Source organism: Franconibacter daqui (assembly GCF_014644275.1).
Taxonomy (GTDB): Bacteria; Pseudomonadota; Gammaproteobacteria; order Enterobacterales; family Enterobacteriaceae; genus Franconibacter; species Franconibacter pulveris.
On the sequence record NZ_BMKJ01000001.1, the window covers coordinates 1,006,756 to 1,032,599 of the forward strand.

Here is a 25,844-nt window from a genome sequence, read left to right on the forward strand (position 1 = left end):
ACCAGTAAGCAGGCCTTTATAATTGATAAGTTCTGCTTAAGAATAAGGCGGGTTGCCCCGCCTGAATATTATTTATTCACAACCTCGTTTTCCGACCCGTCGAGCTCCTCCACGGCCTCATCCGGCGGGGTCTGCGGCGGCGGCGCCTCGTGAACCCACACAGAATAGAGCCGCCAGGAAACGGCCAGCACCACCGGGCCGATAAACAGGCCAATCATGCCAAACGCGATAAGCCCGCCGATAACGCCGGAAAGGATAAGAATCATTGGTAAATCGGCGCCCATGCGTATCAGCACCGGCCGGATAAAGTTATCCAGCGTGCCTACCACGGCGCTCCAGGCCAGCAGCACGGTGCCCCAGGTAGCGTCGCCGCTCCAGTAAAGCCAGATAATCGCCGGGACCAGCACTGGCAGCGGGCCTATCTGGATAAGGCTTGTCAGGATCATCACCACGGTTAACAGCGTCGCGTAGGGAATGCCGGAAACGGCGAGGCCGACGCCGCCAAGGATGCCCTGCACCAGCGCCGTAACCACCACGCCAAGCGCCACGGCGCGAATCGCCTGCGCCGCCAGCAGCACCGCCGCGTCGCCGCGTTTAGAGGCGAGGCGGAAGGCGAAGTGCCGAATGCCGTTCACCACCTGTTCGCCGCGCCAGTAAAGCACAATGCTAAAAAGCAGCATCAGACCAAGATGCATCAGCAGCCTGCCGACATGCGCCGCCTGGCCGATAAACCAGCCGGTGGTGGTGCCGATATAGGGTCGCGCTTTCGCCATAATGGCGCTGCCGCCGCTATCAAGCAGGTTATGCCAGCCAAGATAGAGCTTGTCGCCAACCATCGGAATGCTGTTGAGCCAGACGAGATCGGGCAGCGTCATCTGACCTGAGCTGACCCACTTAATAACGGGCGCGCTGTTATCCACCACGCTGTTGACCAGCAACGCTATCGGAATAACAAACAGTAGAATCAGCAGCAGGGTCATCACCAGCACTGCCAGCGAACGTTTGCCCCACAGCAGCCGCTGAAGGCGAAGCAGCACCGGCCAGGTGGCGATAACCACGGTTCCCGCCCAGGCGAAACCGAGAATAAAAGGCCTGACGATCCACAGGCAGGCGATAATCATCACCGACAAAAACAGCACGGACAACAGAATCTGCGGCACGTCCATGGGCTGACGAAGTTTTAACATAAACCACATTCACCTTAATTAATGCGCCTTACGCCAGGCGCGAGCGGCGATGGCGCTTGCAGGCCCATCGGTCTTTAAATGATGAAGTATTTCAGGCGTTTTTGACAGACGAATGCTGCTGCCAATTCTTGCAGGCGTCAGAGCAAGAAATGTGATACAACCTTGAAGGCACAACGCAAACGATAACTCATCAACATTTCAAACGTCAGGCAGGGTCAACGATTCATGATCCCACAGATTTCTCAGGCGCCGGGGCTTGTACAGCTGGTGCTCAATTTTTTGCAGGCACTGGAGCAGAATGGATTTACCGGCGATACCGCCACCAGTTATGCGGAACGCCTTACCATGGCGACCGACAACAGCATTTACCAGCTTCTACCGGATGCCGTTCTTTTCCCCCGCTCAACAGCCGATGTGGCGCTGATAGCGCGCATCGCCGCCGAGCCCCGTTTTACATCGCTCGTTTTTACCCCGCGCGGCGGCGGCACCGGCACGAACGGCCAGTCGCTCAACCAGGGCATCATCGTCGATATGTCCCGCCACATGAACCGTATTATTGAAATCAACCCGGAACAGGGCTGGGTGCGGGTGGAAGCGGGCGTCATCAAAGACCAGCTTAACGAATTCCTCAAGCCTTACGGTTACTTCTTCTCGCCGGAGCTTTCCACCAGCAACCGCGCCACGCTTGGCGGCATGATCAATACCGACGCCTCCGGCCAGGGGTCGCTGGTGTACGGCAAAACGTCTGACCATGTGATTGGGCTGCGGGCGGTGCTGCTGGGCGGCGATATTCTGGATACGCAGGCTATCGCTACGCCCCTTGCCGAAGCGCTGGGGCGAGACGCAACGGCTATCGGACGCGTCTATAAAACCGTGCTGGAGCGCTGCCGCGAGCAGCGTCAGCTGATCCTCGACAAATTTCCCAGACTCAACCGCTTCCTGACCGGTTATGACCTGCGTCATGTTTTTAATGACGATCTAACCGAATTCGACCTGACGCGCATTCTTTGCGGCTCGGAAGGCACGCTCGCGTTTATCACCGAAGCGCGGCTGGATATCACGCCGCTGCCGAAGGTCCGTCAGCTGGTCAACGTGAAGTACGACTCCTTCGACTCGGCGCTGCGCAATGCCCCCTTTATGGTGCAAGCGCAGGCGCTTTCCGTTGAAACGGTGGATTCTCGCGTGCTTAATCTGGCGCGGGAAGACATCGTCTGGCACTCGGTGCGTGAGCTGATAACCGACGTGCCGGATAAAGAGATGCTCGGGCTGAATATTGTGGAGTTCGCTGGCGACGACGAGGCGCTGATTGAGGGCCGCGTGGCGGCGCTCTGCGAACGTCTGGACGGGCTGATGGCCGCAGGCGAGGGGGGCGTAATCGGCTGGCAGGTCTGCCGCGAACTGGCGGGCGTCGAGCGTATTTACGCGATGCGTAAAAAAGCGGTAGGGCTGCTTGGCAACGCCAAAGGACTCGCCAAGCCGATTCCTTTTGCCGAAGACACCTGCGTGCCGCCGGAACATCTGGCCGATTACATCGCCGAATTTCGCGCGCTGCTGGATAGCCACGGCCTGAGCTACGGCATGTTCGGCCATGTGGACGCGGGCGTTTTGCACGTGCGCCCGGCGCTGGATATGTGCGACCCGCAGCAGGAGATGCTGATGAAGCGCATCTCTGATGAGGTGGTGGCGCTCACCGCCCGCTATGGCGGGTTGTTATGGGGCGAGCACGGCAAAGGCTTTCGCGCCGAATACAGCCCCGCCTTTTTCGGCGAAACGCTCTATAACGAACTGCGGCGTATCAAGGCGGCTTTTGACCCGGACAACCGGCTTAACCCAGGCAAAATCTGCCCGCCGATGGGCCTGGACGCGCCGATGATGAAAGTCGATGCGGTGAAGCGCGGCACGTATGACCGACAGATCCCGCTGGCGGTACGCACCTCCTGGCGCGGCGCGATGGAGTGTAACGGCAACGGCCTGTGCTTTAACTTCGACGTGAAAAGCCCGATGTGTCCGTCGATGAAGATAACCAGCGACCGTATTCATTCGCCAAAAGGCCGCGCGACGCTGGTGCGTGAATGGCTGCGGCTGCTCTCAGACCGCGGCATCGACCCGCTGAAGCTTGAAAAAGCGCTGCCGGAAAAACGCGCCAGCCTACGCACCCTGATTGCGCGCACCCGCAACAGCTGGCATGCCAACAAAGGCGAATATGACTTCTCGCACGAGGTGAAGGAGGCGATGTCCGGCTGTCTCGCCTGCAAAGCGTGCTCTACCCAGTGCCCGATCAAAATCGACGTGCCGGAATTTCGCTCGCGTTTTTTACAGCTCTACCACACCCGCTACCTGCGCCCGCTTCGCGACCATCTGGTGGCGACCGTTGAGAGCTACGCGCCGCTGATGGCCCGCGCGCCGAAGACCTTCAACTTCTTTATGAGCCAGCCCTGGGTGCGCAATTTTTCTGAAAAGCACATCGGCATGGTCGATTTGCCGCCGCTTTCCACACCGACGCTTCAGCAACAGCTGGTAGGGCACCGCTCCGCCAACATGACGCTGGAACAGCTCGAGAAGCTCTCTCAGGAAGCGCGTAACCATACCGTGCTGGTGGTGCAGGACCCGTTTACCAGCTACTACGATGCGCAGGTCGTGGCGGACTTTGTTCGTCTGGTGGAAAAGCTTGGCTTTCAGCCTGTGGTGTTGCCGTTCTCGCCCAACGGCAAGGCGCAGCATATCAAGGGCTTCCTGCAACGCTTCGCCCGTACCGCGCAAAAAACGTCGGAGTTTTTAAATCGCGTGGCGGCGCTCGGCATGCCGATGGTAGGGGTAGACCCGGCGCTGGTGCTGTGCTATCGCGATGAATACAAGCAAACGCTGGGCGCGGAGCGCGGTGATTTCCACGTTATGCTGGTGCATGAATGGCTACCGCAGGCTTTAGAAAAACGCGAAGCGCTGCCGGTGAGCGGCGAGCCGTGGTACCTGTTTGGCCACTGCACCGAAGTGACGGCGTTGCCCGGCGCCCCCGGTCAGTGGGCGCAAATTTTCGCCCGTTTCGGCGCGAAGCTTGAAAGCGTGAACGTGGGCTGCTGCGGCATGGCCGGAACTTACGGACACGAGGTTAAAAACCATGCCCGCTCGCTCGGCATTTATGAGCTTTCCTGGCATCAGGCGATGCAACGTCTGCCGCGCAACCGCTGTCTGGCGACAGGTTATTCCTGCCGCAGCCAGGTAAAACGCATTGAAGGCAACGGCGTGCGTCATCCGTTGCAGGCATTGCTGGAGTTTCTGCCATGATCTGGAAACGTAGCGCGACGCTCGATGCCCTCAACGCCATGGGGCAGGGGAATATGGTGGGGCTGCTGGATATTCGCTTTATCCGCCTTGGCGACGACGACCTTGAAGCGACGATGCCGGTGGACAGCCGCACCCATCAACCCTTCGGCCTGCTGCACGGCGGCGCTTCGGTGGTGCTGGCGGAAACGCTCGGCTCGGTCGCGGGCTATCTCTGCACCGAAGGGGAACAACAGGTGGTGGGGCTTGAGGTTAACGCCAATCACCTGCGTTCCGTGCGTAGCGGGCTGGTGCGCGGCGTATGCCGCGCCCTGCATGTCGGGCGTCGTCATCAGGTCTGGCAGATTGACATTTTCGACGAACGGGACAGGCTTTGCTGTACGGCGCGGTTAACAACGGCGGTGGTGTGAATATATTTAAAAAGGCGCCTTGAAGGCGCCTTTATTATTAATATTTTTTGACCAGACGATCGATTTTTTCCTGATAATCCCAGGCATTGCCCATGCTGGTTCCCTGAACAATGCTAACCGTAACGGAATACAAATTTGTCAGCTGGTTCTTACGATCAAATTCAACGTAGATGCGGTCTGATTGACCGGACTCGGTGCCTTTAACCATGTTATAGAGCGGAATATATGATGACGCGTCGCGGGAAATTTCCGTACTGCTGTAGATCCACAGCAGAGAGCCGTTGTCGGTAAACGTGGCTTCTCTCGGCTGACCCAGCAAAGAAACAACTTTGCTTTGACTGTCGCCTTTATTCAAACTGGCAAAGGCGCTGTTTTTAACGTTAACCGGGTCTTTTTCGAAAACATTTTTTTCACGGAAGTTATTGGTCGTAATCGCGTGATTTACGACTACGTTGTTACTGTCGTAAGCGACATACAGCGAACGATGCGCGTAAGTTCCGGCAAGGTCGTTCAGGTGACCAATATATTGGGCGAGCGCATATTTTCCGTCCGGGAAACTTTTGTTGCGAGTATTGCGCGCTTCAGCTTTCTGCCCAAACGTTTGTTCTACCTCCTGGCGCGTGGTTTTCCCATCCACAATTTTCGCACTTAATTGCCGATCGCTTTGACTGTCGTCCGCCAGCGTCTTGTTGCCATGTATCCATGCAGAGCAAGAGGTCAGGGAGAGAGAAAATAATGTAGCCGCCAGTACTGCCTTAATTTTCATGATTTATATCCATTCGCCTGAAAGCGTTTTGCTTGAGTAAACAGGGCATCGTCGCTGCAGTCATCGCGTGGGCTGCGCAATTCAGCCCCTCCTTGTCAGTCTCACCATTATCCTCTGGTGAAATAGGGTTATCGGCATAACCCTTTCATTCTTTGGCTATTTTTCGGCTTAACGCGTTGCCGGCTACGCAGAATCCGCGCAACGCGTGGAGTGGTGCTGGAAAAGAGCGCGAAATTGCGGAGGCGTTTTTAAAGCGGCTATTTGATAAATAGGTATTTTCTATACAACTTATGGATATTTACTTTGTCTGACTGGCAGAGAATTTTTCTTTTTATTTTTCAAAAAATTAATAAAGAAGCTTACAACCTGACCTCCTTTAGCTGAAGGTCTATGCTTAATAAAAGTGCTTAAAAAGTGCCTTTTAGCGAATACCCCTGTTCAACAGAGGTTGAAGTGATAATTATTATCACTAACATGGTGTTATCGCCTGAAAGGCAATCAATTGTGAGGTAGCGCGATGGAATTACATTCAGGAACCTTCAATCCGGAAGACTTCAGCTGGCTGGGGCTGACCATGACGCCTGCCGCTGCTGATCATATCCGTTCGCTGATGGCGCAAAAACCGGCGTTGCTAGGAGTGCGTCTTGGCATCAAGCAGACGGGCTGCGCAGGCTTTGGCTACGTGCTTGATACGGTAAGCGAGCCGAAAGAAGACGATCTGGTCTATGAACAAGACGGGGCGCGTCTGTACGTGTCGCTCCAGGCGATGCCGTTTATTGACGGCACCGAAGTGGATTACGTACGCGAAGGATTAAACCAGATATTTAAATTTAATAACCCGAAAGCGCAGCACGAGTGCGGGTGCGGCGAAAGTTTTGGGGTTTAGGCGGTAACTTATGTCTCGTAATACTGAAGCAACTGACGATGTACAAACCTGGACCGGCGGCCACCTGAACTACAAAGAGGGCTTTTTCACCCGGTTGCAGACCGATGAGCTGGCGAAAGGCATCAACGAAGAGGTGGTGCGGGCCATTTCTGCGCGCCGCAATGAACCGGAGTGGATGCTGGAGTTTCGCCTGAGCGCTTATCGCGCCTGGCTGGAGATGGAAGAGCCGCACTGGCTGCACGCCCATTACGATAAGCTCAACTATCAGGATTACAGCTATTACTCCGCGCCCTCCTGCGGTAATTGCGATGACAGCTGCGCCTCAGAGCCTGGCGCCGTGCAGCAAACCGGCAGCAACGCCTATCTCACGAACGAGGTGGAAGAGGCGTTCAACCAGCTTGGCGTACCGGTGCGCGAAGGCAAGGAAGTGGCGGTAGACGCGATTTTCGACTCCGTTTCGGTCGCCACTACCTACCGTGAGAAGCTGGCGGAGCAGGGTATTATTTTCTGCTCCTTTGGCGAAGCCATTCATGAACATCCGGAGCTGGTGAAGAAATACCTGGGCACCGTGGTGCCGTCGAACGATAACTTTTTCGCCGCGCTGAACGCGGCGGTCGCTTCTGACGGCACTTTCATCTACGTGCCGAAAGGGGTGCGTTGTCCGATGGAGCTTTCGACCTACTTCCGCATTAACGCGGAAAAAACCGGCCAGTTCGAGCGCACCATTCTGGTGGCGGATGAAGGCAGCTACGTAAGCTATATCGAAGGCTGTTCCGCGCCGGTGCGCGACAGCTATCAGCTGCACGCGGCGGTGGTGGAAGTCATCATCCACAAAGATGCGGAAGTGAAATACTCCACGGTGCAGAACTGGTTCCCCGGCGACAACAACACCGGCGGCATCCTGAACTTCGTCACCAAGCGCGCGCTGTGCGAAGGCGAAAACAGCAAGATGTCCTGGACGCAGTCGGAAACCGGCTCGGCCATCACCTGGAAATACCCGAGCGTTATCCTGCGGGGCGACAACTCTATCGGCGAGTTCTACTCCGTGGCGCTGACCAGCGGCCACCAGCAGGCGGATACCGGCACCAAAATGATCCACATTGGTAAAAACACCAAATCGACCATTATTTCGAAAGGCATCTCGGCGGGGCAGAGCCAGAACAGCTATCGGGGGCTGGTGAAAATCATGCCGACGGCGACCAACGCCCGCAACTTTACCCAGTGCGACTCGATGCTCATTGGCGCAGACTGCGGGGCGCATACCTTCCCGTACGTAGAGTGCCGCAATAACAGCGCTCAGCTTGAACACGAGGCGACCACCTCACGCATTGGCGAAGACCAGCTCTTCTACTGCCTGCAGCGCGGCATTAGCGAAGAAGATGCCATCTCCATGATCGTTAACGGCTTCTGTAAAGATGTCTTCTCCGAGCTGCCGCTGGAATTTGCCGTTGAAGCACAAAAATTGTTGGCCATTAGCCTTGAGCACAGCGTCGGCTAAGGCGTGAGAAAGGATAAGACATGTTAAGCATTAAAAACTTGCAGGTAAGCGTTGAAGACAAGCAGATCCTTCGTGGGCTGGATCTGGAAGTGCGTCCGGGCGAAGTGCACGCCATCATGGGGCCGAACGGTTCCGGTAAGAGCACGCTTTCCGCCACCCTTGCCGGGCGCGAAGATTATGAAGTGACCGGCGGCGAAGTGCATTTCAAAGGTAAAGATCTGCTGGAACTGTCGCCGGAAGAGCGCGCCGGCGAAGGGATATTTATGGCCTTTCAGTATCCGGTCGAGATCCCGGGCGTCAGCAACCAGTTCTTTCTGCAGACCGCATTGAATGCTGTGCGCCAGCATCGCGGCCAGGAGGAGCTTGACCGTTTCGATTTTCAGGATCTGATGGAAGAGAAAATCAGGCTGCTGAAGATGCCGGAAGATTTGCTTACCCGTTCGGTGAACGTCGGCTTCTCCGGCGGTGAGAAAAAGCGTAACGATATTCTGCAAATGGCGGTGCTCGAGCCTGAGCTTTGTATTCTTGACGAGTCGGACTCCGGGTTGGATATCGACGCGCTGAAAATCGTGGCGGATGGCGTAAACAGCCTGCGCGACGGCAAGCGCGCTTTTATTATCGTCACCCACTATCAGCGTATCCTTGATTACATCAAGCCGGACTACGTCCATGTGCTTTATCAAGGCCGCATCGTGAAGTCAGGCGATTTCACGCTGGTTAAACAGCTGGAGGAGCAGGGCTATGGCTGGCTTACAGAACAGCAGTAACGCGCTGCAGCAGTGGCATCGCCTGTTTGAAACGCAGGGAGGGCAACGCTCTGAATATGCGCAGCAGCACCTACAACAGCTGTTGCGCGCCGGCCTGCCGACGCGCAAGCATGAGCACTGGAAATATACGCCGCTGGAAGGTTTGCTTAACAATCAGTTCGTCGCGCCGCAGCCGCAGCCGGTAAGCGCTGAACAGCGCGACGCGCTGTCGTTGAGCGTTGACGCGCTGCGCCTGGTGTTTGTCGATGGCCGCTTCGCGCCTGAACTGAGCGATGAGCTGAGCGCGAGCGGGTTTGAGGTGGATATTGACGAGATGCGCGAAGGTTTGCCTGCGCCCGTGCAGCCGGAACTCTTCCTGCACCTCACCGAAAGCCTTGCCCGCAGCGCGACGCGCATCCGGGTGGCTCGCAATCAGCGTCCGGCGAAAGCGTTGCTGTTGATGCATATCAGCCGGGGCAGCGAAACCGATGAGATGAACACGGTGCATTACCGCCATCACATTGAGCTTGCCGAAGGGGCGCAGGCCACGGTCATCGAGCATTACGTAAGCCTGGATGACAAGCGGCACTTTACCGGAGCGCGCTTAACCATGCAGGTGGCCGCCAACAGCCACCTTCACCATTACAAGCTGGCGTTTGAAAACCCGGCAAGCTTCCACTTCGCGCATAACGATATCTGGCTTGGGCAGGATGCCGGCGCGTACAGCAACAGCTTCCTGCTGGGCGCAGGCGTCACGCGCCACCACACCAGCACGCGGCTGGATGGCGAAAACACGACGCTTCGCATGAACAGCCTGGCGCTGCCGGTCAACAACGAAGTGTGTGATACCCGCACCTGGCTTGAGCATAACAAAGGCTACTGCAACAGCCGTCAGCTGCATAAAACCATCGTGCGCGATAAAGGCCGCGCGGTATTTAACGGCCTCATTAAAGTGGCCCAGCACGCTATCAAAACCGACGGGCAGATGACCAACAACAACCTTCTGCTCGGCAAGCTGGCGGAAGTGGACACCAAACCGCAGCTGGAAATTTACGCCGATGACGTGAAATGCAGCCACGGCGCGACGGTCGGTCGCATCGACGACGAACAGATGTTCTACCTGCGCTCGCGCGGGATTGACGAGGCGGCCGCCCAGCAGATGATAATTTACGCTTTCGCCGCAGAGCTCACCGAGAGCATTCACGACGAAGCGCTGAAACAGCAGGTGCTGGCGCGTATCGGCCAGCGCCTCGCAGGGGGCAAGGCATGAGTTTTTCCGTGGAGAAAGTACGCGCCGACTTTCCCGTTCTGGCGCGTGAAGTGAACGGCCAGCCGCTGGCCTACCTCGACAGCGCCGCCAGCGCGCAAAAGCCCAACGCGGTGATTGACGCCGAGGCGGATCTCTATCGCCACGGCTATGCGGCGGTGCATCGTGGCATCCATACGCTGAGCGCAGAAGCGACGCAGCGGATGGAAAACGTGCGCGCGCAGGCGGCGAAGTTTCTCAACGCCCGTCTGCCGGAAGAGATTGTTTTCGTGCGCGGCACGACAGAGGGAATAAACCTGGTTGCTAACAGCTGGGGTAAAAGCCAGCTGCGCGCCGGCGATAACCTCGTCATCTCCACGATGGAGCATCACGCTAACATCGTACCCTGGCAGATGCTGTGCGAACGCGCAGGCGCCGAGCTTCGCGTGCTGCCGGTTAATCAGGACGGCACGTTAAAAATGGAAGCGCTGCCGGGTCTGCTTGACGAGCAGACCCGACTGGTTGCGATAACCCATGTCTCCAACGTGCTGGGCACGGAAAACCCGATCCAGGAGATTATCAGCGCCGCCCATGCCGTCGGGGCGAAGGTGCTGATTGACGGCGCGCAGGCGGTTATGCATCACGCGGTCGATGTGCAGGCCCTGGATTGCGACTTCTATGTCTTCTCCGGGCATAAGCTTTACGGCCCGACCGGCATCGGCATCCTCTATGTTAAAGAGGCTATTTTACAGGCGATGCCGCCGTGGGAAGGGGGCGGTTCGATGATAGCCCAGGTAAGCCTGACCGAAGGCACAACCTATGCCGCCGCGCCGTGGCGCTTCGAGGCGGGCACGCCCAACACCGCAGGCATTATCGGCCTTGGGGCGGCGATGAGTTATGTGCAGGCGATTGGTCTTGAAGAGATCGGCGACTATGAACGCTCGCTGATGCGCTACGCCCTGGAGCAGCTAAAAAACGTGCCGGATTTAACGGTTTACGGCCCCGACTCGCGGCTTGGCGTTATCGCTTTCAACCTTGGCAAACACCACGCTTATGATGTCGGTAGCTTTCTGGATAATTACGGTATCGCGGTGCGCACCGGGCACCACTGCGCCATGCCGCTAATGCATTTCTACGGCGTGCCGGCCATGTGCCGGGCTTCGCTCGCCATGTACAATACCGAAGAAGAGGTGGACCGGCTGGTGGCTGGCCTCATCCGCATTCATCGTTTATTGGGTTAAAGGGAGAAACGCATGGCTACGTTGCCGGATAAAGATAAGTTGCTGCGCAATTTCAGCCGCTGCGCCAACTGGGAAGAGAAATATCTCTATATTATTGAGCTCGGGCAGCGGCTGCCGCTGCTCCGCGAAGAGGCGCATAACCCGCAAAATAGTATTGCGGGCTGCCAGAGTCAGGTCTGGATTGTAATGAACCAGCGTGAAGACGGTATTATTGAGCTTGAGGGCGACAGTGACGCCGCTATTGTCAAAGGGCTTATTGCCGTGGTTTTTTCGCTATATCAGCAGATGACCGCGCAGGATATTGTCGCTTTCGACGTGCGCCCCTGGTTTGAAAAACTCTCTCTGGCTCAACACCTTACGCCGTCCCGCTCGCAGGGTCTTGAAGCGATGATCCGCGCCATTCGCACTAAAGCGATTAATCTTAGCTAAACTCAAAAGAACAGCTTTCATCCTGTTACGCGGGGTGCTTTTTACCCCGCTCGTCTTTCAGCATTCCGGCTTAGCCGGTGAATACAGGAATTCAGTATGAAACGCGCGTTCTTTTTCTCTCTTATTACCTTCACTCTTCTGGGCGCCGCTGAAGTTTATGCGGTGGATTATCCTCTGCCGCCGCCTGGCAGCCGTCTTATCGGCCAGAAACAAATCTACACCGTGCCGAATGATGGAAAAGACCTTGAGTACATTGCCGAGAAATTTAAAACCGGCGTCTTGCTGATGCTTGAGGCCAATAATACAGTCGACCCGTTCCTGCCAAAACCGGGTTCAGAGCTGGTCATTCCTTCACAGATGCTGCTGCCCGATACGCCGCGCGAAGGGATAGTGGTAAACCTGGCGGAGCTGCGGCTTTATTACTATCCGCCCGGGGAAAATCGCGTAGAGGTCTATCCGCTGGGAATAGGCCAGCAGGGGCGTGATACGCCCATTATGGTGACGCGCATCATCCAGAAAATCCCCAACCCGACCTGGACGCCGACGGCGAATATCCGCGCCCGATCGCTTGCCCAGGGTATAAAGCTGCCGCCTGTCATTCCTGCCGGACCCAATAATCCTTTAGGACGTTATGCGTTGCGCCTGGAGCAGGGCGGCGGAGAGTATCTTATTCATGGCACTAATGCGCGCAGGAGCATCGGCATGCGCGTCAGTTCCGGCTGCATGCGCATGCGGGCGGAAGATATCAAATCGCTCTTCAGCCAGGTTGAGTGGGGCACTCGCGTGCAAATCATCAATGAGCCTGTGAAATATTCACAAGAACCGGATGGCAAACGCTACGTGGAAGTGCATCAGCCGCTTTCACAAAACGACTGGGATAACCCGCAGACGCTGCCTATCGCCATCAACGCCAGCTTCGGCAGGTTTATTGATGACGCCGCCACAGACGCCATGGCTGTCGATAACGCGATAACCCGTCGCGCAGGCGTGCCGGTTGTTGTCAACGCCATGCAGAGCGCGCCGAAGACCGTTGCGCCTGTAAACAGCATGCAGAGCGTCAAGGCGACGCCGCAGCCCGCACCCATTACTCAGGCGGAAGGAACGCCCGTGGCGAGTACCCATAGCGTGACGCTGGTGCAGTAACGGTGATTATCAGAGGGCAGGGAGGCCGTGCAGGAGAGGGGCGTCGAGAGGGCGCAGAAGCGAGGCAAAAAAAATGGCGCACAGTGTGCGCCATTTTTCAATCAAACTACTATTACTTGCGGTATTTAGTAGCCTGGTTGTCCAGACGCTGGTTAGCGCGAGCTGCGTCGTCTTTAGCAGCCTGAACGTCAGAACGCATTGCGTTCACGTCGTTGCTCAGCTGGTCAACTTTAGCGTTCAGAGTCTGAACGTCAGAAGACAGCTGATCGATTTTAGCGTTGCTGGAGCAACCAGCCAGCAGAGTAGAACCCAGGATTACCGCGCCCAGTACCAGTTTAGTACGATTCATTATTAATACCCTCTAGATTGAGTTAATCTCCATGTAATACACCTAATTTTGATCGTTCGCTCAAAGAAACACCGCCTTTAACCCCTGAGTTAAAAAAACTCTGATAAAACAGGGCGGTTTCATCGGATTCTTCTTAGATAAACGCACACGCAACGGACGGGCAAATAGTTAAATATTGTTTGAGTTTTTATTAAAGACGCCGTAGCGGACAAATAAAAAAAGGCGTCTTGCGACGCCTTCTTAAACGAAATAATAAGATGAAATATTATTACAGCACGTGTACAGAAGCGGTGTTGGTGGTGCCGCTTGGCACCAGCGCGCCGGAAACCATCACGACGATATCGCCTTTATTAGCCAGGCCGCTGGAGAGGGCCACTTCTTTACCCAGACGATAGAAATCGTCGGTGGAAGCGATCTCTTTTACCAGCTGTGCGATAACGCCTTTGCTCAGCACCAGCTGACGCGCGGTCTGTTCGTTCGTGGTCAGCGCAAGGATAGTCGCGTTCGGGAAGTACTTACGTACGGACTTGGCTGATTTACCGCCCTGCGTAGCAACCACGATAAGCGGCGCTTCCAGTTTTTCGGCTGTTTCTACCGCGCCGCGGCAGACGGCTTCGGTAATACGCAGCTTGCGGCTGTCATTGTTGTAGTCCAGGCGGCTGGTCATTACGCGATCGGTACGTTCGCAGATGGTCGCCATGATGGTGACCGCCTCCAGCGGGTATTTCCCTTTCGCGGACTCGCCAGACAGCATAACCGCATCGGTGCCGTCGAGGATGGCGTTCGCCACGTCGCCTGCTTCCGCACGTGTCGGACGCGGGTTTTTAATCATGGAGTCGAGCATCTGCGTCGCGGTGATAACCACTTTGCGCGCGCGGATACATTTTTCAATCATCATCTTCTGCGCGAAGATAACTTCTTCAACCGGGATTTCCACGCCAAGGTCGCCGCGGGCAACCATGATGCCGTCGGAGGCTTCGAGAATTTCGTCGAAGTTGTTCAGGCCTTCCTGGTTTTCAATTTTAGAGATGATCTGGATATTTTCGCCGCCGTGCGCCTTCAGGTGCTGACGGATCTCTTCCACGTCTGAACGTTTACGAATAAAGGACGCGGCGACAAAGTCCACACCCTGTTCGCAACCGAAAATCAGGTCTTGCTTATCTTTTTCCGCCAGCGCCGGCAGGGCAATAGAGACGCCCGGCAGGTTGACGCCTTTGTTTTCGCCAAGGTCGCCGTTGTTCAGCACTTTACAGATAACCTTGTTGCCTTCGATGGCGGTCACTTCCATGCCAATCAAGCCATCGTCCACCAGCACGGTATTGCCTACCTGCAGGTCGCTGGTGAAGCCTTCATAGGTCACCGCTACGGTTTCGCTGTTGCCGATTACGGATTTATCGGTAGTGAAGGTAAAGGTCTGGCCGGCTTTCAGCGAAACGTCGTTGCCGCCTTCCAGTTTGATGGTGCGGATTTCCGGGCCCTTGGTATCGAGAAGGATGGCGGCTTTCTTGCCGGTTTTTTCCATCACGTTGCGCAGGTTCTGGATACGCTGGCCGTGCTCGGCATAATCACCATGGGAGAAGTTCAGACGCATCACGTTCATGCCCGCGTCGAGCATCTTGGTCAGCATCTCTTCGGATTCGGTTTTCGGGCCGATGGTGCAAACAATTTTCGTCTTTTTCATGACAGTCTTAATCTTTTAGTTGATGAAGGATAGGAAAAATGCGTTACCGCGGCGCGCTTCGCCGTGGCTTGTGAACCTGTGTCGCTCACCCGGTAATGCCACAGCCTAATAAGAATAGGTGACATCAACCAGGCGTGCAGGGGAAAGTGTGCTTGCGCTTCAGCCAGCCGGGATGAACGGATCTGATTGTAATTGTTGTGACAGTCCAATGCGCTGAAACCATTCAAGATAAAGTGGCGGCATTATAGCTTCCACGGGCCAGGAAAGGAATTGAAAACGCTGTTTCAAAATGCAAATCAGCGCGGCGCTGCGGTTGTGTTGCCTGCGAGTTACAGGCTCATTAAGAAAGCGTTGGCAATGAAAATAAGCGATACGGTTTAGCATTAAAAGCGGCACTATTGCCGACGAAAGCATTTAATTAACGGCTAATAATTAATCTTTTTATCTGTCGCCTACTTCCCATAATTATGTTCGCAAAGGCTCAGTTGCGTAGCGCTAAAAAACAGCGGGTTTGCTTCCGCTGGCAAAATACCGTGTCGGTCAGCGCATAACGCTTGTGAGTTTCCAATAAGAGCGCAACCTTAAAATCGGGGGGTCTATTGATAAGGCTGCTTTCTTTTATTTTAGGTTTAATTCTTATTGAACACTGAAAAAATATCTGAAGCGCAATAACACCATCGCCATAATATATTATGTAATGTGATCTGCGTTTTGCTTTTTTGTGAGTTTGCGTTAAGGATATTCCTAAATTACTCTGCGCTTTGCAATGTTAAGTTATTGTAATTTAAGGTTTTTCAAAAAACCGCTAAAAATGGTAGTAATTTTAAGTTATTGATTATTAAGATATTTAACAAAAAGTAAGAATTTGCAATAAGTTAAGTCATCACTACACTTAAGCCAGCTTTTCGCATGGTTAATGGATGAACAAAAAGCAGGAATAAATAACTTTCCAGGCAGCCTCGTCTGGAGAATGGCTTCTGCCTGATTTCCATAATTTTAGCCAAAGCGTTGTTTAAGATATTTCCTGAATAGTTAGGAAGGTAGGGTGATGACGAATTCCGCATCTGCCAGTAATGGTCACGCTTTCATATTGCCTCCAGAGCTACCTACGCAGCAGGGGCCGGAAGGCATTTTATTTGATTTTAATGACGGCGCACGTTTGTTATTGCCCCAGGGCAACTGGCGAGTGGAAATAAGCGACGACGAAACGGGAAATGTGCTTTTCGCCAACGATATTATTCAGGGTTGGGTCATCAGCACCAAAAAATATTATGTGCCTTTTCGTCTACGCGTCTGGCGAAAGGGGGAGAGCGACCCGCTACTTGACCACGCGCTCGATCTGCGTGGGCAACGCGTTCTGATCTCTTTTCCCACCGGCACGCTGGGCGACCTGATCGGCTGGGTGCCTTACGCCGAGCGTTTTCGCAAAACCTGGCGCTGTCAGACCGACTGCACGCTGGCGCAGCCAATTCTCGATCTCTTCCGACCCGCTTATCCCGAGCTTAATTTCTTTACGCCAGAAACCTGGCAGGCCGAGCGGGGCGAGGCGCAGGCGCCTTACGCCACGTATCGCGTCGGGCTCTTTTTTCATGGCGATCTGGACCGCCAGCCCTACGATTTCCGCCAGGTAGGGTTGCACCGCACCGCCGGGCATATTCTTGGCGTCGATCCCGACGAAATTATCCCCGATCTGCGCACCCGCTCCCCGCGCCAGATAGCCGAACCCTACGTTTGTATCGCCACCCAGTCTACCAGCCAGGCGAAGTTCTGGAACAACGGCAGCGGCTGGCATGAAGTCATTGATTTCCTTAAAGCCGAAGGGTACCGGGTTATCTGTATCGACAAAGAGAAGGTAGTGGGGCGCGGCTACGTCTGGAACAAAATTCCCCACGGCGCGGAAGATTTCACCGGCAATCTGCCGCTGCGCGATCGCGTGGCGCTGCTGGAGCACGCCGATTTTTTTATTGGCCTTGGCAGCGGGCTTTCCTGGCTTGCCTGGGCAAGCCGCACCCCGGTGGTGCTGATAAGCGGCTTTAGTCTACCCAACAGCGAGTTTTATACCCCCTGGCGCGTCATCAATACCCACGTCTGCAATGGCTGCTGGGATGACGTGCGGCTCGATTTCGACCATCAGGACTATTTCTGGTGTCCGCGCCACAAAGGCACGGACCGGCAGTACGAGTGCACGCGTTTTATTACGGGCAAGCAGGTTATCAGCCAGCTACGTCGGCTTATAGCGCTGCGAAGCAATCCCTTTGACATCAAAACAACAGCATTGGCAGACCCCGATCAGCACGCCGCCTGACGGCCGATGAGAACGGGTCCCGAGGACATTAAAAATGAAGAAAAGTCTCAACTGCAGCTACCGGCTGGTATGGAGTGAAGTTCAGCGCGCATTTATCGTGGTTTCAGAGTTAACCCGGGCGAAAGGCAAGCGCGCCAGCGGGGCGGTGCTGATTTCCGCGGCGGTGGGTTCTGCGCTCGCCAGCTCCGCTGCGCTGGCGTTTACGACGGATGTCACCTCCGCCGTGCAGGATGAAGTGGTGCAGGGCGGCACGCAAAATGTACTGGCGGGCGGCGTCACTACCGGGCACCTGATTTCAGGCCAGGGCGTACAAATTGTCGCAGGCGGTCAGGCGCAACAGACGACGCTTGACGACGGCGGGGTGCAGATTGTGCGCCAGCAGGGCAGCGTCACGGACACCACTATCAACAATGGCGTTCAGTGGGTGGAAAGCGACGGACAAGCGAGCAATACGGTTATTTTTGACGGCGTGCAAAGCGTAGCCGGTACGGCGGCGACCACGGTGGTGGGCGACGGTGGGGAACAGCATATTCTCGCAGGAGGCACCGGCACCGACACCCTGATTAACAACGGCGGCACGCAGTCCGTGGACGGAACGGCAATCTCCGCTGTGGTGAATGATGGCGGACATCAGGTGGTCGAGAGCGGCGGCTTTGCCCGCAGCACCACCGTTAACGATGGCGGAGTACAGTACATCAGCGCCGGCGGCGCGGCTTCCGACGGCGTCATCTTCAGCGGCGGCATTCAGCAGGTCTCCGGCACCGCCTCCGGCGCCAGCGTCAGCGACGGCGGCACGCAGCAGGTACAGCTGGGCGGCCAGGCGCGCGACACCCAAATTAACAGCGGCGGCACCCAGGCGGTGGAAGGCACCGCCATTTCGGCGGTCGTTAAAGCGGGCGGCACCCAGCTCATCCAGAGCGGCGGTCTCGCCACCAGTACGCAGGTCAACAGCGGCGGTTTGCAGCACGTGAATGAAGGCGGCGCTTCGGCGGATGCCCATCTCTTCGGCGGCACCCAGTTGCTGGCAGGTACGGCGTCTAACACGCAGATTGACGCAGGCGCCGAGCAGCAGATTCAGGCGACCGGTAAATCTGTCGATGCCCAGGTCAATAGCGGCGGCCTGCAAAACGTCGGCGGCACGGCGAATTCCGCGACCGTCAAATCAGGCGGCACCCAACTGGTGCAGAGCGGCGGTCATGCGAACAGCACGGTGGTGCGTGACGGCGGCGTCCAGGAGGTGAAACTCGGCGGCGCGGCCTCCGGCTCTGTCCTGCTGGGCGGCGTACAGGAACTGGCGGGCACGGCGGGGGACACCGTCATTGGCAAGGGCGGCATACAGCACGTCCAGACAGGCGCTAACGCCAGCGGCTCGTTAATTAATGAAGGCGGCCTGCAGCGCGTGGAAGGCACCGCCACTGCTGCGGTGGTAAATACCGGCGGCACGCAACTGGTCGAGAATCAGGGCTTGTCCATCAGCGCGGTGGTTAACAGCGGCGGTCTTCAGCATGTAAGCCTGGGGGGAGCGGCATCCGATACCGCCGTCTTCGGCGGTGGGAACCAGGTGGTGGCGGGAACCACAACCGGCACCCACCTGAACGACGGCGGCGCGCAGCTGGTGCAGCAGACCGGCAAATCAACCGGCGCGATTATCAATAATCGCGGCACCCAGACGGTGGATGGCCTGGCGGTTTCCGCCGTGGTGAACGACGGCGGCACGCAGCTGGTGCACAGCGGCGGTCTTGCGGCTAATACCACCGTTAATAACGGCGGTTTACAGCATATCGATCTTGGCGGCGCGTCCTCTGATGGACGCATCTTCAGCGGCGGCACCCAGGTTGTTGCCGGTACGGCGTCTGGCACCAGCGTTAACGCAGGCGGCACGCAGCAGGTACAGCAAACCGGTAAAGCGGTGAACGCCATTATCAACAGCGGCGGCACCCAGGCGGTAGACGGCTCGGCGATTTCCGCCGTGGTTAACGACGGCGGCGTACAGCTAATCCATCGCGGCGGCGTGGCGACTGGCACCATTGTCAACGCGGGGGGGCTTGAGCATATCAACGAAGGCGGCGCCTCTTCCGACGGTATTCTCTTCGGCGGCACGCAGATTGTGGAAGGCGCTGCTTCCGATACGCTCATCAATACGGGCGGCGTTCAGCAGATCCACGCCACCGGCAAAGTGACCGGTGCTACCATCAACAGCGGCGGCCTGCAGGATGTGGACGGCGCGGCGATTGCCGCCACCGTAAACGATGGCGGCGTTCAGCAAGTACGCAGCGGCGGTATTGCCACCGGCACCGTAGTGAACACCGGCGGCATTCAGGACGTGCTGGCAGGCGGCGCGGCAGCGGCGGCGACGCTGCTCGGCGGCATTCAGGAGCTGGCTGGCATGGCGGCGGACACAGTTATCGGCGCAGGCGGCGTGCAGCATGTGCAGTCAGGCGGCAGCGCTACCGGCTCGCTCATCAATGACGGCGGCCTGCAGCGCGTGGACGGCACCGCGACCTCATCGGTGGTTTACGATGGCGGCACCCAGTTAGTCAACAGCGGCGGTCTGGCGGCGGGCTCCATCGTCAACAGCGGCGGCCTCCAGCACATTAATGAAGGCGGCGCGGCGTCCGATGGGCGCATTTTCTCCGGCGGCACTCAGGTCGTTGCGGGCACGGCGTCCGGCACCAGCGTCAACGAGGGCGGCTCCCAACAGGTTCAGCAGACTGGCAAGGCCACCGATACCATTATCAACAGCGGCGGCACTCAGGCGGTCGATGGCTCGGCAATCTCCTCCGTGGTGAATGATGGCGGCGTGCAGTTAGTGCAGGCAGGCGGTCTGGCGGCAGGTTCGCTGGTCAACAGCGGCGGCCTGCAACACATCAACGAGGGCGGCGCTGCCTCCGACGGGCTGCTGGCAGGCGGCACCCAGGTAGTGGAAGGCACGGCCTCGGACACAATCGTGAATGCAGGGGGCATGCAGCAGGTTCACGTCACCGGTAAAACCACCGGCACGCGCGTCAACAGCGGCGGTCTGCAGAATGTGGACGGCACGGTCAATGGCTCCATCGTCAATGATGGCGGTCTGCAAATCCTGCAAAGCGGTTCCCACGCTAACAATACGCAGGTAAACAGCGGCGGCATTCAGTCGGTGCGCGCAGGGGCGGCGGCTTCCGGTTCTCTGCTGCTGGGCGGCATCCAGCGCGTGGCGGGGCTTGCGGGCGGCACCGTGATTGGCCAGAACGGCGTGCAGCATGTGATGACGGGCGGCAACGCCACCGGGTCGCTTATCAATCAGGGCGGTTTGCAGCGCGTTGACGGCACCGCAACCTCATCGGTAGTGAACAATGGCGGCGTACAGCTGGTGAACAGCGGCGGCCTGGCCGCTGGCGCCATCGTCAACAGCGGCGGTCTTCAGCATATTAATCTTGGCGGCGCGGCGTCTGATGGCACCATTTTCGGCGGCGGGCAGCAGGTTGTGGCCGGCACCGCGTCCGGCGCCAGCGTCAGCGATGGCGGTGTGCAGCTGGTGCAGACGAGCGGTAAAACGACCGGCACGAAGGTCAACAGCGGCGGCACCCAGAGCGTGGACGGCACCGCAACCTCATCGGTAGTGAACAACGGCGGCGTGCAGCTGGTGAACAGCGGCGGCCTGGCCGCTGGCGCCATCGTCAACAGCGGCGGTCTCCAGCACATTAATCTTGGCGGCGCGGCATCCGACGGCACCATTTTCGGCGGCGGCAAACAGGTGGTGGAAGGGACTGCTTCCGGCGCCAGCATCAGCGACGGCGGCACGCAACTGGTCATGCGCACCGGTAAAGCGAACAATACCCAGATTAACAGCGGCGGCACCCAGAGCGTCGACGGCACGGCTATTTCCGCCGTAGTGAGCGACGGCGGCGTGCAGCTGGTCAACCGGGGCGGTCTGGCCGCTGGCACCATTGTTAACAGCGGCGGGCTGCAGCATATCAACCTGGGCGGCGCGGCGTCCGACGGCACCATCTTTGGCGGCGGCACGCAACTGGTGGAAGGCACAGCTTCCGGCGCCAGCATCAGCGACGGCGGCGTACAGCTGGTGACGGCCAGCGGCCAGGCGCGCGGCACGCTGGTTAACAGCGGCGGCGTACAGCGCGTGGACGGCCTTTCTGACGCCGCTGTTATCAACAATGGCGGCCAGCAGCTGGTCGACCCGTATGGCTGGTCGCGTAATACGGTGATCAATGCCGGTGGCAAGCAAACCGTCACCAGCGCAGGGGCGGCCATTTCCACCGTGATGAACGGCGGCGAGCAGAATATCAATAACGGCGCGAAAGCGGTTGAAACCCGTATGCTCGGCGGCACGCAGAATATCGGCGACGGCGGCCTGGCCGTAGACACCCGCGTTGAAAAAGGCGGCGTGCAGAACATTAACGCTGGCGGCGAAGCGGATTTCGGCGTGATTTACAGCGGCGGCATCCAGAACGTGAAAGCGGGCGGCCTGGCGGATATCACCCTTATCGACGGCGGTCTGCAAATACTGGAAGGCACGGCGAATGGCAACTCTGTCTATAACGGCGGACGCCAGACGGTGCTGGATGGTGCAGTGGCTAACCTAACGTTTATCCGCGATGGCGGCCTGCAGGATGTGTCGGGCACGGCGAACGGAACCACCATCGACAGCGGCGGCCAGCAGGTGGTGAACGCCAGCGCCACAGTGATTTCGACGGTCGTTGAGACGGGCGGCCTGCAGATGGTGAGCGAGGGCGCGCAGGTGAGCGATACCCTTATCCGGGGAGGGATCCAGAATCTGGCCCGCGGCGCCAGCGCGCTGGATACCCATCTTATCGGCGACGGCGCGCAGAATGTCGGCGCGGGGGCGAACGCCTCTGACACCGTGCTGGTCAATGGCGCTGTACAGCGCGTCTGGGGTAATGCGCAAGGCACTGGCGTGGATTACAAGGGCGTGCAGCAGATCTACCAGGGCGGCACGGCCACATCCACTACCGTCTATAAGGGCGGCGTGCAGAATATCCAGAACGGGGGCACCTCTTACGACGCGCAGATTAACCTGGGCGGCATCCAGAACGTTCTGACGGGCGGCACCGCCGTCAGCACCACGCTTAACGATGGCGGTACGCAGAACGTCAACAGCGGCGGCACCGTTATCTCGACCGTCATCAAGGCGGGCGGGATCCAGAATGTCAACGACGGCGCTATCGTCGTGGATAACATTGTGGCAGGCGAGCAGGTAGTTAATGCAGGCGGCGAAGTAGCCTCTTCCACCGTTAGCGAGAACGGCACCCAGAGCGTCACCTTCGGCGGCACCGCCGTCGCCACGACCGTGAGCGAGGGCGGCGCGCAGCATGTGAAAGCCGGCGGCGTGGTCGATCTCACCTCTGTCGAGCAGGGCGGGATGCTGGCGCTGGCGAGCGGCGCCACCGCAACCAACATCATGCTGAACAGCGGCGCGGCGCTGGTGGCCACGACGGATACTACCGTAGACGGCGAGAGCAGCAACGGCGAATTCTCTATCGCTGATAAGCTGGCCGACAGCCTGCTGCTGGAAAATGGCGGCTTGCTGGATGTGAGCGCGGACGGCACGGCGAACAACACCACCGTGAACGCGGGCGGCAGCCTCAACGTAGCGGCAGGCGGCACCTTAACGGGCTTTACCGAGCTTAACGACGGCGCCGCCTTAACGGGCGATGTTAATAATGCGGGCGTGCTGAGCATTACCGCCGACACCACCGAAAGCAGCTACAGCGGCGCGTTAACCGGCAACGGCAGCCTTTATAAAGAAGGCGACGGCCAGCTGACCTTAAGCGGCGTACTTAACCAGACGGGCGGGACCTATCTGCAAGCCGGTACGCTGGTCTTCAGCGGCCTGCAGGCGGTTACAGATATCGTGGCGCAGCTCGGCACATCGTTGCAGTTAACCAATGGCACGTCGCTGACTGGCGCCATCGACCCGACCGATTTGACGGTTGACGCAGGCTCAAGCTGGCTGATGACCGGCGACTCGCTGCTCAATACCCTGACGCTCGGCGGCACCATTGATTACCAGGCGCCGACCGGGGCATTCGCACCGAAAACCCTTACGGTCACCAACCTGGTGGGCAACGGCGGCACCATCACGCTCAACACGCTTTTTGCGGGCAATGTGGCCACCACCGATAGCCTGGTGATTGACGGCGGCACGGCGACCGGCAACACGCAGCTCGCTATCCGCAACCTGGGCGGCCTTGGGGCGCGCACCACGGGCGAAGGCATTCAGGTGGTTAACGCCATTAACGGCGCCACCACCGCCGATGACGCCTTCAGCATGGCGGGCGCGCTGCAGGCGGGGGCTTATAACTACACCCTGCGTCAGGGCGCAGCGGATGAGAGCTGGTATCTGACGACCGCTGCAACCAGCGCCGGGGATCGCGGAGCGCAGAACTACCGTTCAGCTGTCTATCTCTACAACTCGCTTTTTGCGCAGGCGATGGATTATGACAGCGCGCTGCTCGGTTCGCTGGACAGCCGTCGCTACGCGGCTCGCGCGGCGACAGAAAGCGGCAGCAATATGTGGGCGCGTTTCCAGGCCGGGCAGTTGAGCCACGACCACGGCAGCGACGACCTGCGTAGCGGCAACACGCCGGACAGCAAGGGCGGCTATACCTTCCTGCAGATTGGTAGCGATCTCTGGCAGAATGCCGACAGCGCCATGGCGCTGAGCGTTGGCATCTACGGCGCAGCGGGTCTGTCTAAAGTGGACGTGCAACGTTCGAACGACTCCAAAGCGGGCACGGTGAAAGACGATGCCTACAGTGCGGGTCTCTATTTCAACGGCGTACATGAGCGCGGCTGGTGGTTCGACGTGGTGGCGCAGGGCACGCGTCACAACTTCGACACCGACCCGCGTGACGGCGACGGTATGAAGACGCACGGCTGGGGTTATGTCGGCTCCTTCGAAACCGGCCTGCCGTTCGAGGTTGGCGCGGGGCTGGTGCTTGAGCCGCAGGTGCAGTACCAGTATCGCAGCGTGGATCTGAACGATGGTGGCGATGACGTGGCGGATATCAAGTTCGGCGACGCGCACAGCCAGCAGGTGCGTGCGGGGCTGCGTATTGGCAACAACGCGACGCTGAAGGCGACGGGCAACCCGCCGCCGGTGAGCTGGTGGGTGCGCCCGTCCTTCATTCAGACTTTCGACTCGAAAGGCGATTTGCGCGTCGGTGCGCCGGGAGTGGCGAACAGTGAAACCACCTTCAGTCCGGATCAGGACGGCACCGCCGCCGCGCTGGATGTGGGGCTTGACGGACAGATCCGCGATAACGTGACCTTAGGGGTGCGCGCGGGTTATACCCAGACGCTGGACGATGCCGGCACCGGCGGCTACGGCGGTCAGGTGACGCTGAAAATCAGCTTCTGATGAGGAAGTGATGTAAAACGTGGTGAAAACCGCGCCTTTTCAGGCGCGGTTTTTTTATTGTGGGGAGCAGGAGAGGGGTTGCAGAGCCGCACGCAGGGCGGGTCAGCGAGGCGCCAACCGCCATGTTGTGTTTTCTGAGGTGAATATGTGATGGAAGTGAACGGTTACGTTCGCCAAAGCGTTGTCTTTATATGTCATCTCCACTCACGCGAACGTGCCAGGGGGCTCAAAGCCAGCCCCCTGGCGACCCCGGCTCCCGGCTCGCAAAATCGCCCGCTGAAGCGGGAAACCTCATCTTTTCCCCGCTGGCTTCGGGTCGGGCATGACAGTGCGTCCCTGCACTGACATGCCCTCGCACCGGGTCCGACCGGTGCGCCCCGGCCATCGTGAAAAAGCTGAGGCGATTTTGAGGCCGGATTCAAACCCTCCGCTGCGGGATTTTTATTTTGGTTACAGGAGATGCTTCGCTTTAACGGCTGGGGTACGGCCGCGCCGTCATTTCCCCTCACCCCAGCCCTCTCCCCGATAGGGCGAGGGAGAAAACCCGACGACTGGTACGGCGCTTGCTCGCCCTCCACACCACCAAAACGCATCCTGCCTTACAGCGACTCCTTCGTAATGCTTTTTATCAGCCCACCAGCGATGACGTTTATCCGGCCTCAAAATCGCCTTCCGGGCGGGCAGATGGCCGGGGCTGGCCGTCGGGAACGGCCAGAGGCGGGTCGGCACAGGGATGTGCCGTCCTGCCGACCCGAAGCCAGATGACAGAACGGAAGGTCTGCCCCGAAGGGGTCGATTTTGCGCGCCGGGAGCCGGGATTGTTAAGGGGGCGGCGGCGAGCCCCCTTAACACGTTCGCGTGAGGAAAGGTGACATATAAAAACAACACTTCGGCGAACGTAACCCTTCATCGCCCGCACATATGCACGTCATAAAACGCCACCCGGTCCCGGGAAACCCAGCGCCTGCGCCCCTCACCCCGACCCTCTATCCAAAGGGGCGAGGGAGAAACCCAGCGAACGTTCCCTGCGAACCACAAAGGCTATTATGTCTTTGCAGCGACATCACTATGACTATTTTCATTAACCTGTCAGCGATGATTTTTATCCGGCCTCAAAATCGCCTTCCGGGCGGGCAGATGGCCGGGGCACGCCGGAGGGAACCGGCGTGAGGTCATGTCGGTGCAGGGATGCACCGTCAGGACCGACCCGAAGCCAGATGACAGAGCGGAAGGTTTACCCCGAAGGGGGCGATTTTGCGTGCCGGGAGCCGGGATTGTTAAGGGGGCGGCGGCGAGCCCC

Annotated in this window: 16 protein-coding genes; 11 read left to right on the forward strand and 5 right to left on the reverse strand. The window is 58.1% G+C overall.

Annotated features, from left to right (window positions below; all coding sequences use genetic code 11):
- Positions 1–68 precede the first annotated feature (68 nt).
- A complete protein-coding gene (gene ydiK / locus IEX01_RS04900) occupies positions 69–1,187 on the reverse strand; it encodes an AI-2E family transporter YdiK (protein WP_024558091.1) in 1,119 nt (372 codons plus the stop codon).
- Between the two features lie 225 nt (positions 1,188–1,412).
- Between ydiK and ydiJ the strand changes: the two genes are divergently transcribed.
- Together ydiJ and menI are read left to right on the forward strand one after the other, a co-directional pair.
- Positions 1,413–4,469 (forward strand): D-2-hydroxyglutarate dehydrogenase YdiJ, encoded by a 3,057-nt coding sequence (gene ydiJ, locus IEX01_RS04905; RefSeq protein ID WP_024558092.1) that lies wholly within the window; start codon positions 1,413–1,415, stop codon positions 4,467–4,469.
- Entirely contained in the window at positions 4,466–4,876 is a 411-nt protein-coding gene (menI, locus tag IEX01_RS04910) for a 1,4-dihydroxy-2-naphthoyl-CoA hydrolase (protein ID WP_024558093.1), read from the forward strand. The genes ydiJ and menI overlap by 4 nt, the downstream gene beginning before the upstream one ends.
- Positions 4,877–4,913: 37 nt before the next feature.
- Here menI and IEX01_RS04915 read toward each other — a convergent pair whose 3' ends face one another.
- On the reverse strand, positions 4,914–5,642 hold the full coding sequence (locus tag IEX01_RS04915; protein ID WP_188723348.1) for a hypothetical protein: 729 nt from the start codon (positions 5,640–5,642) through the stop codon (positions 4,914–4,916).
- 517 nt (positions 5,643–6,159) lie between these two features.
- On the opposite strand from IEX01_RS04915, the gene sufA reads away from it, so the two are divergent.
- The 7 genes from sufA to ldtE all read left to right on the forward strand — a co-directional run bounded on the left by sufA (position 6,160) and on the right by ldtE (position 12,831).
- Positions 6,160–6,528: a Fe-S cluster assembly scaffold SufA gene (sufA, locus tag IEX01_RS04920; RefSeq protein WP_024558095.1), complete on the forward strand. Its 369-nt coding sequence runs from the start codon at positions 6,160–6,162 to the stop codon at positions 6,526–6,528.
- Between the two features lie 10 nt (positions 6,529–6,538).
- On the forward strand, positions 6,539–8,026 hold the full coding sequence (gene sufB / locus IEX01_RS04925; RefSeq protein ID WP_024558096.1) for a Fe-S cluster assembly protein SufB: 1,488 nt from the start codon (positions 6,539–6,541) through the stop codon (positions 8,024–8,026).
- Positions 8,027–8,046: 20 nt separating this feature from the next.
- Positions 8,047–8,793 carry a Fe-S cluster assembly ATPase SufC gene (gene sufC, locus IEX01_RS04930; RefSeq protein WP_024558097.1) on the forward strand — a complete coding sequence of 249 codons (747 nt, stop codon included), beginning with the start codon at positions 8,047–8,049 and terminating at the stop codon, positions 8,791–8,793.
- Positions 8,768–10,042, forward strand: a complete 1,275-nt coding sequence (gene sufD / locus IEX01_RS04935; RefSeq protein WP_024558098.1) for a Fe-S cluster assembly protein SufD — start codon at positions 8,768–8,770, stop codon at positions 10,040–10,042. Before sufC ends, sufD begins: the two co-directional genes overlap by 26 nt.
- The gene (gene sufS / locus IEX01_RS04940; protein WP_024560445.1) at positions 10,039–11,259 is read left to right on the forward strand and encodes a cysteine desulfurase SufS; all 1,221 of its coding nucleotides are present in this window, start codon (positions 10,039–10,041) and stop codon (positions 11,257–11,259) included. Before sufD ends, sufS begins: the two co-directional genes overlap by 4 nt.
- 12 nt (positions 11,260–11,271) lie before the next feature.
- Positions 11,272–11,688 (forward strand): cysteine desulfuration protein SufE, encoded by a 417-nt coding sequence (sufE, locus tag IEX01_RS04945; RefSeq protein ID WP_024558100.1) that lies wholly within the window; start codon positions 11,272–11,274, stop codon positions 11,686–11,688.
- Between the two features lie 96 nt (positions 11,689–11,784).
- Positions 11,785–12,831, forward strand: coding sequence for a L,D-transpeptidase LdtE (ldtE, locus tag IEX01_RS04950; RefSeq protein WP_188723349.1), 1,047 nt, complete (start codon positions 11,785–11,787; stop codon positions 12,829–12,831).
- A 112-nt stretch (positions 12,832–12,943) separates the two neighbouring features.
- Here the strand turns inward: ldtE and lpp are convergent, their stop codons facing one another.
- The 3 genes from lpp to ynhH all read right to left on the reverse strand — a co-directional run bounded on the left by lpp (position 12,944) and on the right by ynhH (position 15,088).
- Entirely contained in the window at positions 12,944–13,180 is a 237-nt protein-coding gene (lpp, locus tag IEX01_RS04955) for a murein lipoprotein Lpp (protein ID WP_001082307.1), read from the reverse strand.
- 268 nt (positions 13,181–13,448) lie between these two features.
- The gene (pykF, locus tag IEX01_RS04960) at positions 13,449–14,861 is read right to left on the reverse strand and encodes a pyruvate kinase PykF (protein ID WP_024558102.1); all 1,413 of its coding nucleotides are present in this window, start codon (positions 14,859–14,861) and stop codon (positions 13,449–13,451) included.
- On the reverse strand, positions 14,858–15,088 hold the full coding sequence (gene ynhH, locus IEX01_RS21895; RefSeq protein ID WP_419144542.1) for a protein YnhH: 231 nt from the start codon (positions 15,086–15,088) through the stop codon (positions 14,858–14,860). Before ynhH ends, pykF begins: the two co-directional genes overlap by 4 nt.
- A gap of 821 nt (positions 15,089–15,909) precedes the next feature.
- On the opposite strand from ynhH, the gene IEX01_RS04965 reads away from it, so the two are divergent.
- On the forward strand, positions 15,910–17,166 hold the full coding sequence (locus tag IEX01_RS04965; protein WP_024558103.1) for an autotransporter strand-loop-strand O-heptosyltransferase: 1,257 nt from the start codon (positions 15,910–15,912) through the stop codon (positions 17,164–17,166).
- 34 nt (positions 17,167–17,200) lie between these two features.
- Positions 17,201–24,544: an AIDA repeat-containing protein gene (locus IEX01_RS04970; RefSeq protein WP_188723350.1), complete on the forward strand. Its 7,344-nt coding sequence runs from the start codon at positions 17,201–17,203 to the stop codon at positions 24,542–24,544.
- Positions 24,545–25,844 lie beyond the last annotated feature (1,300 nt).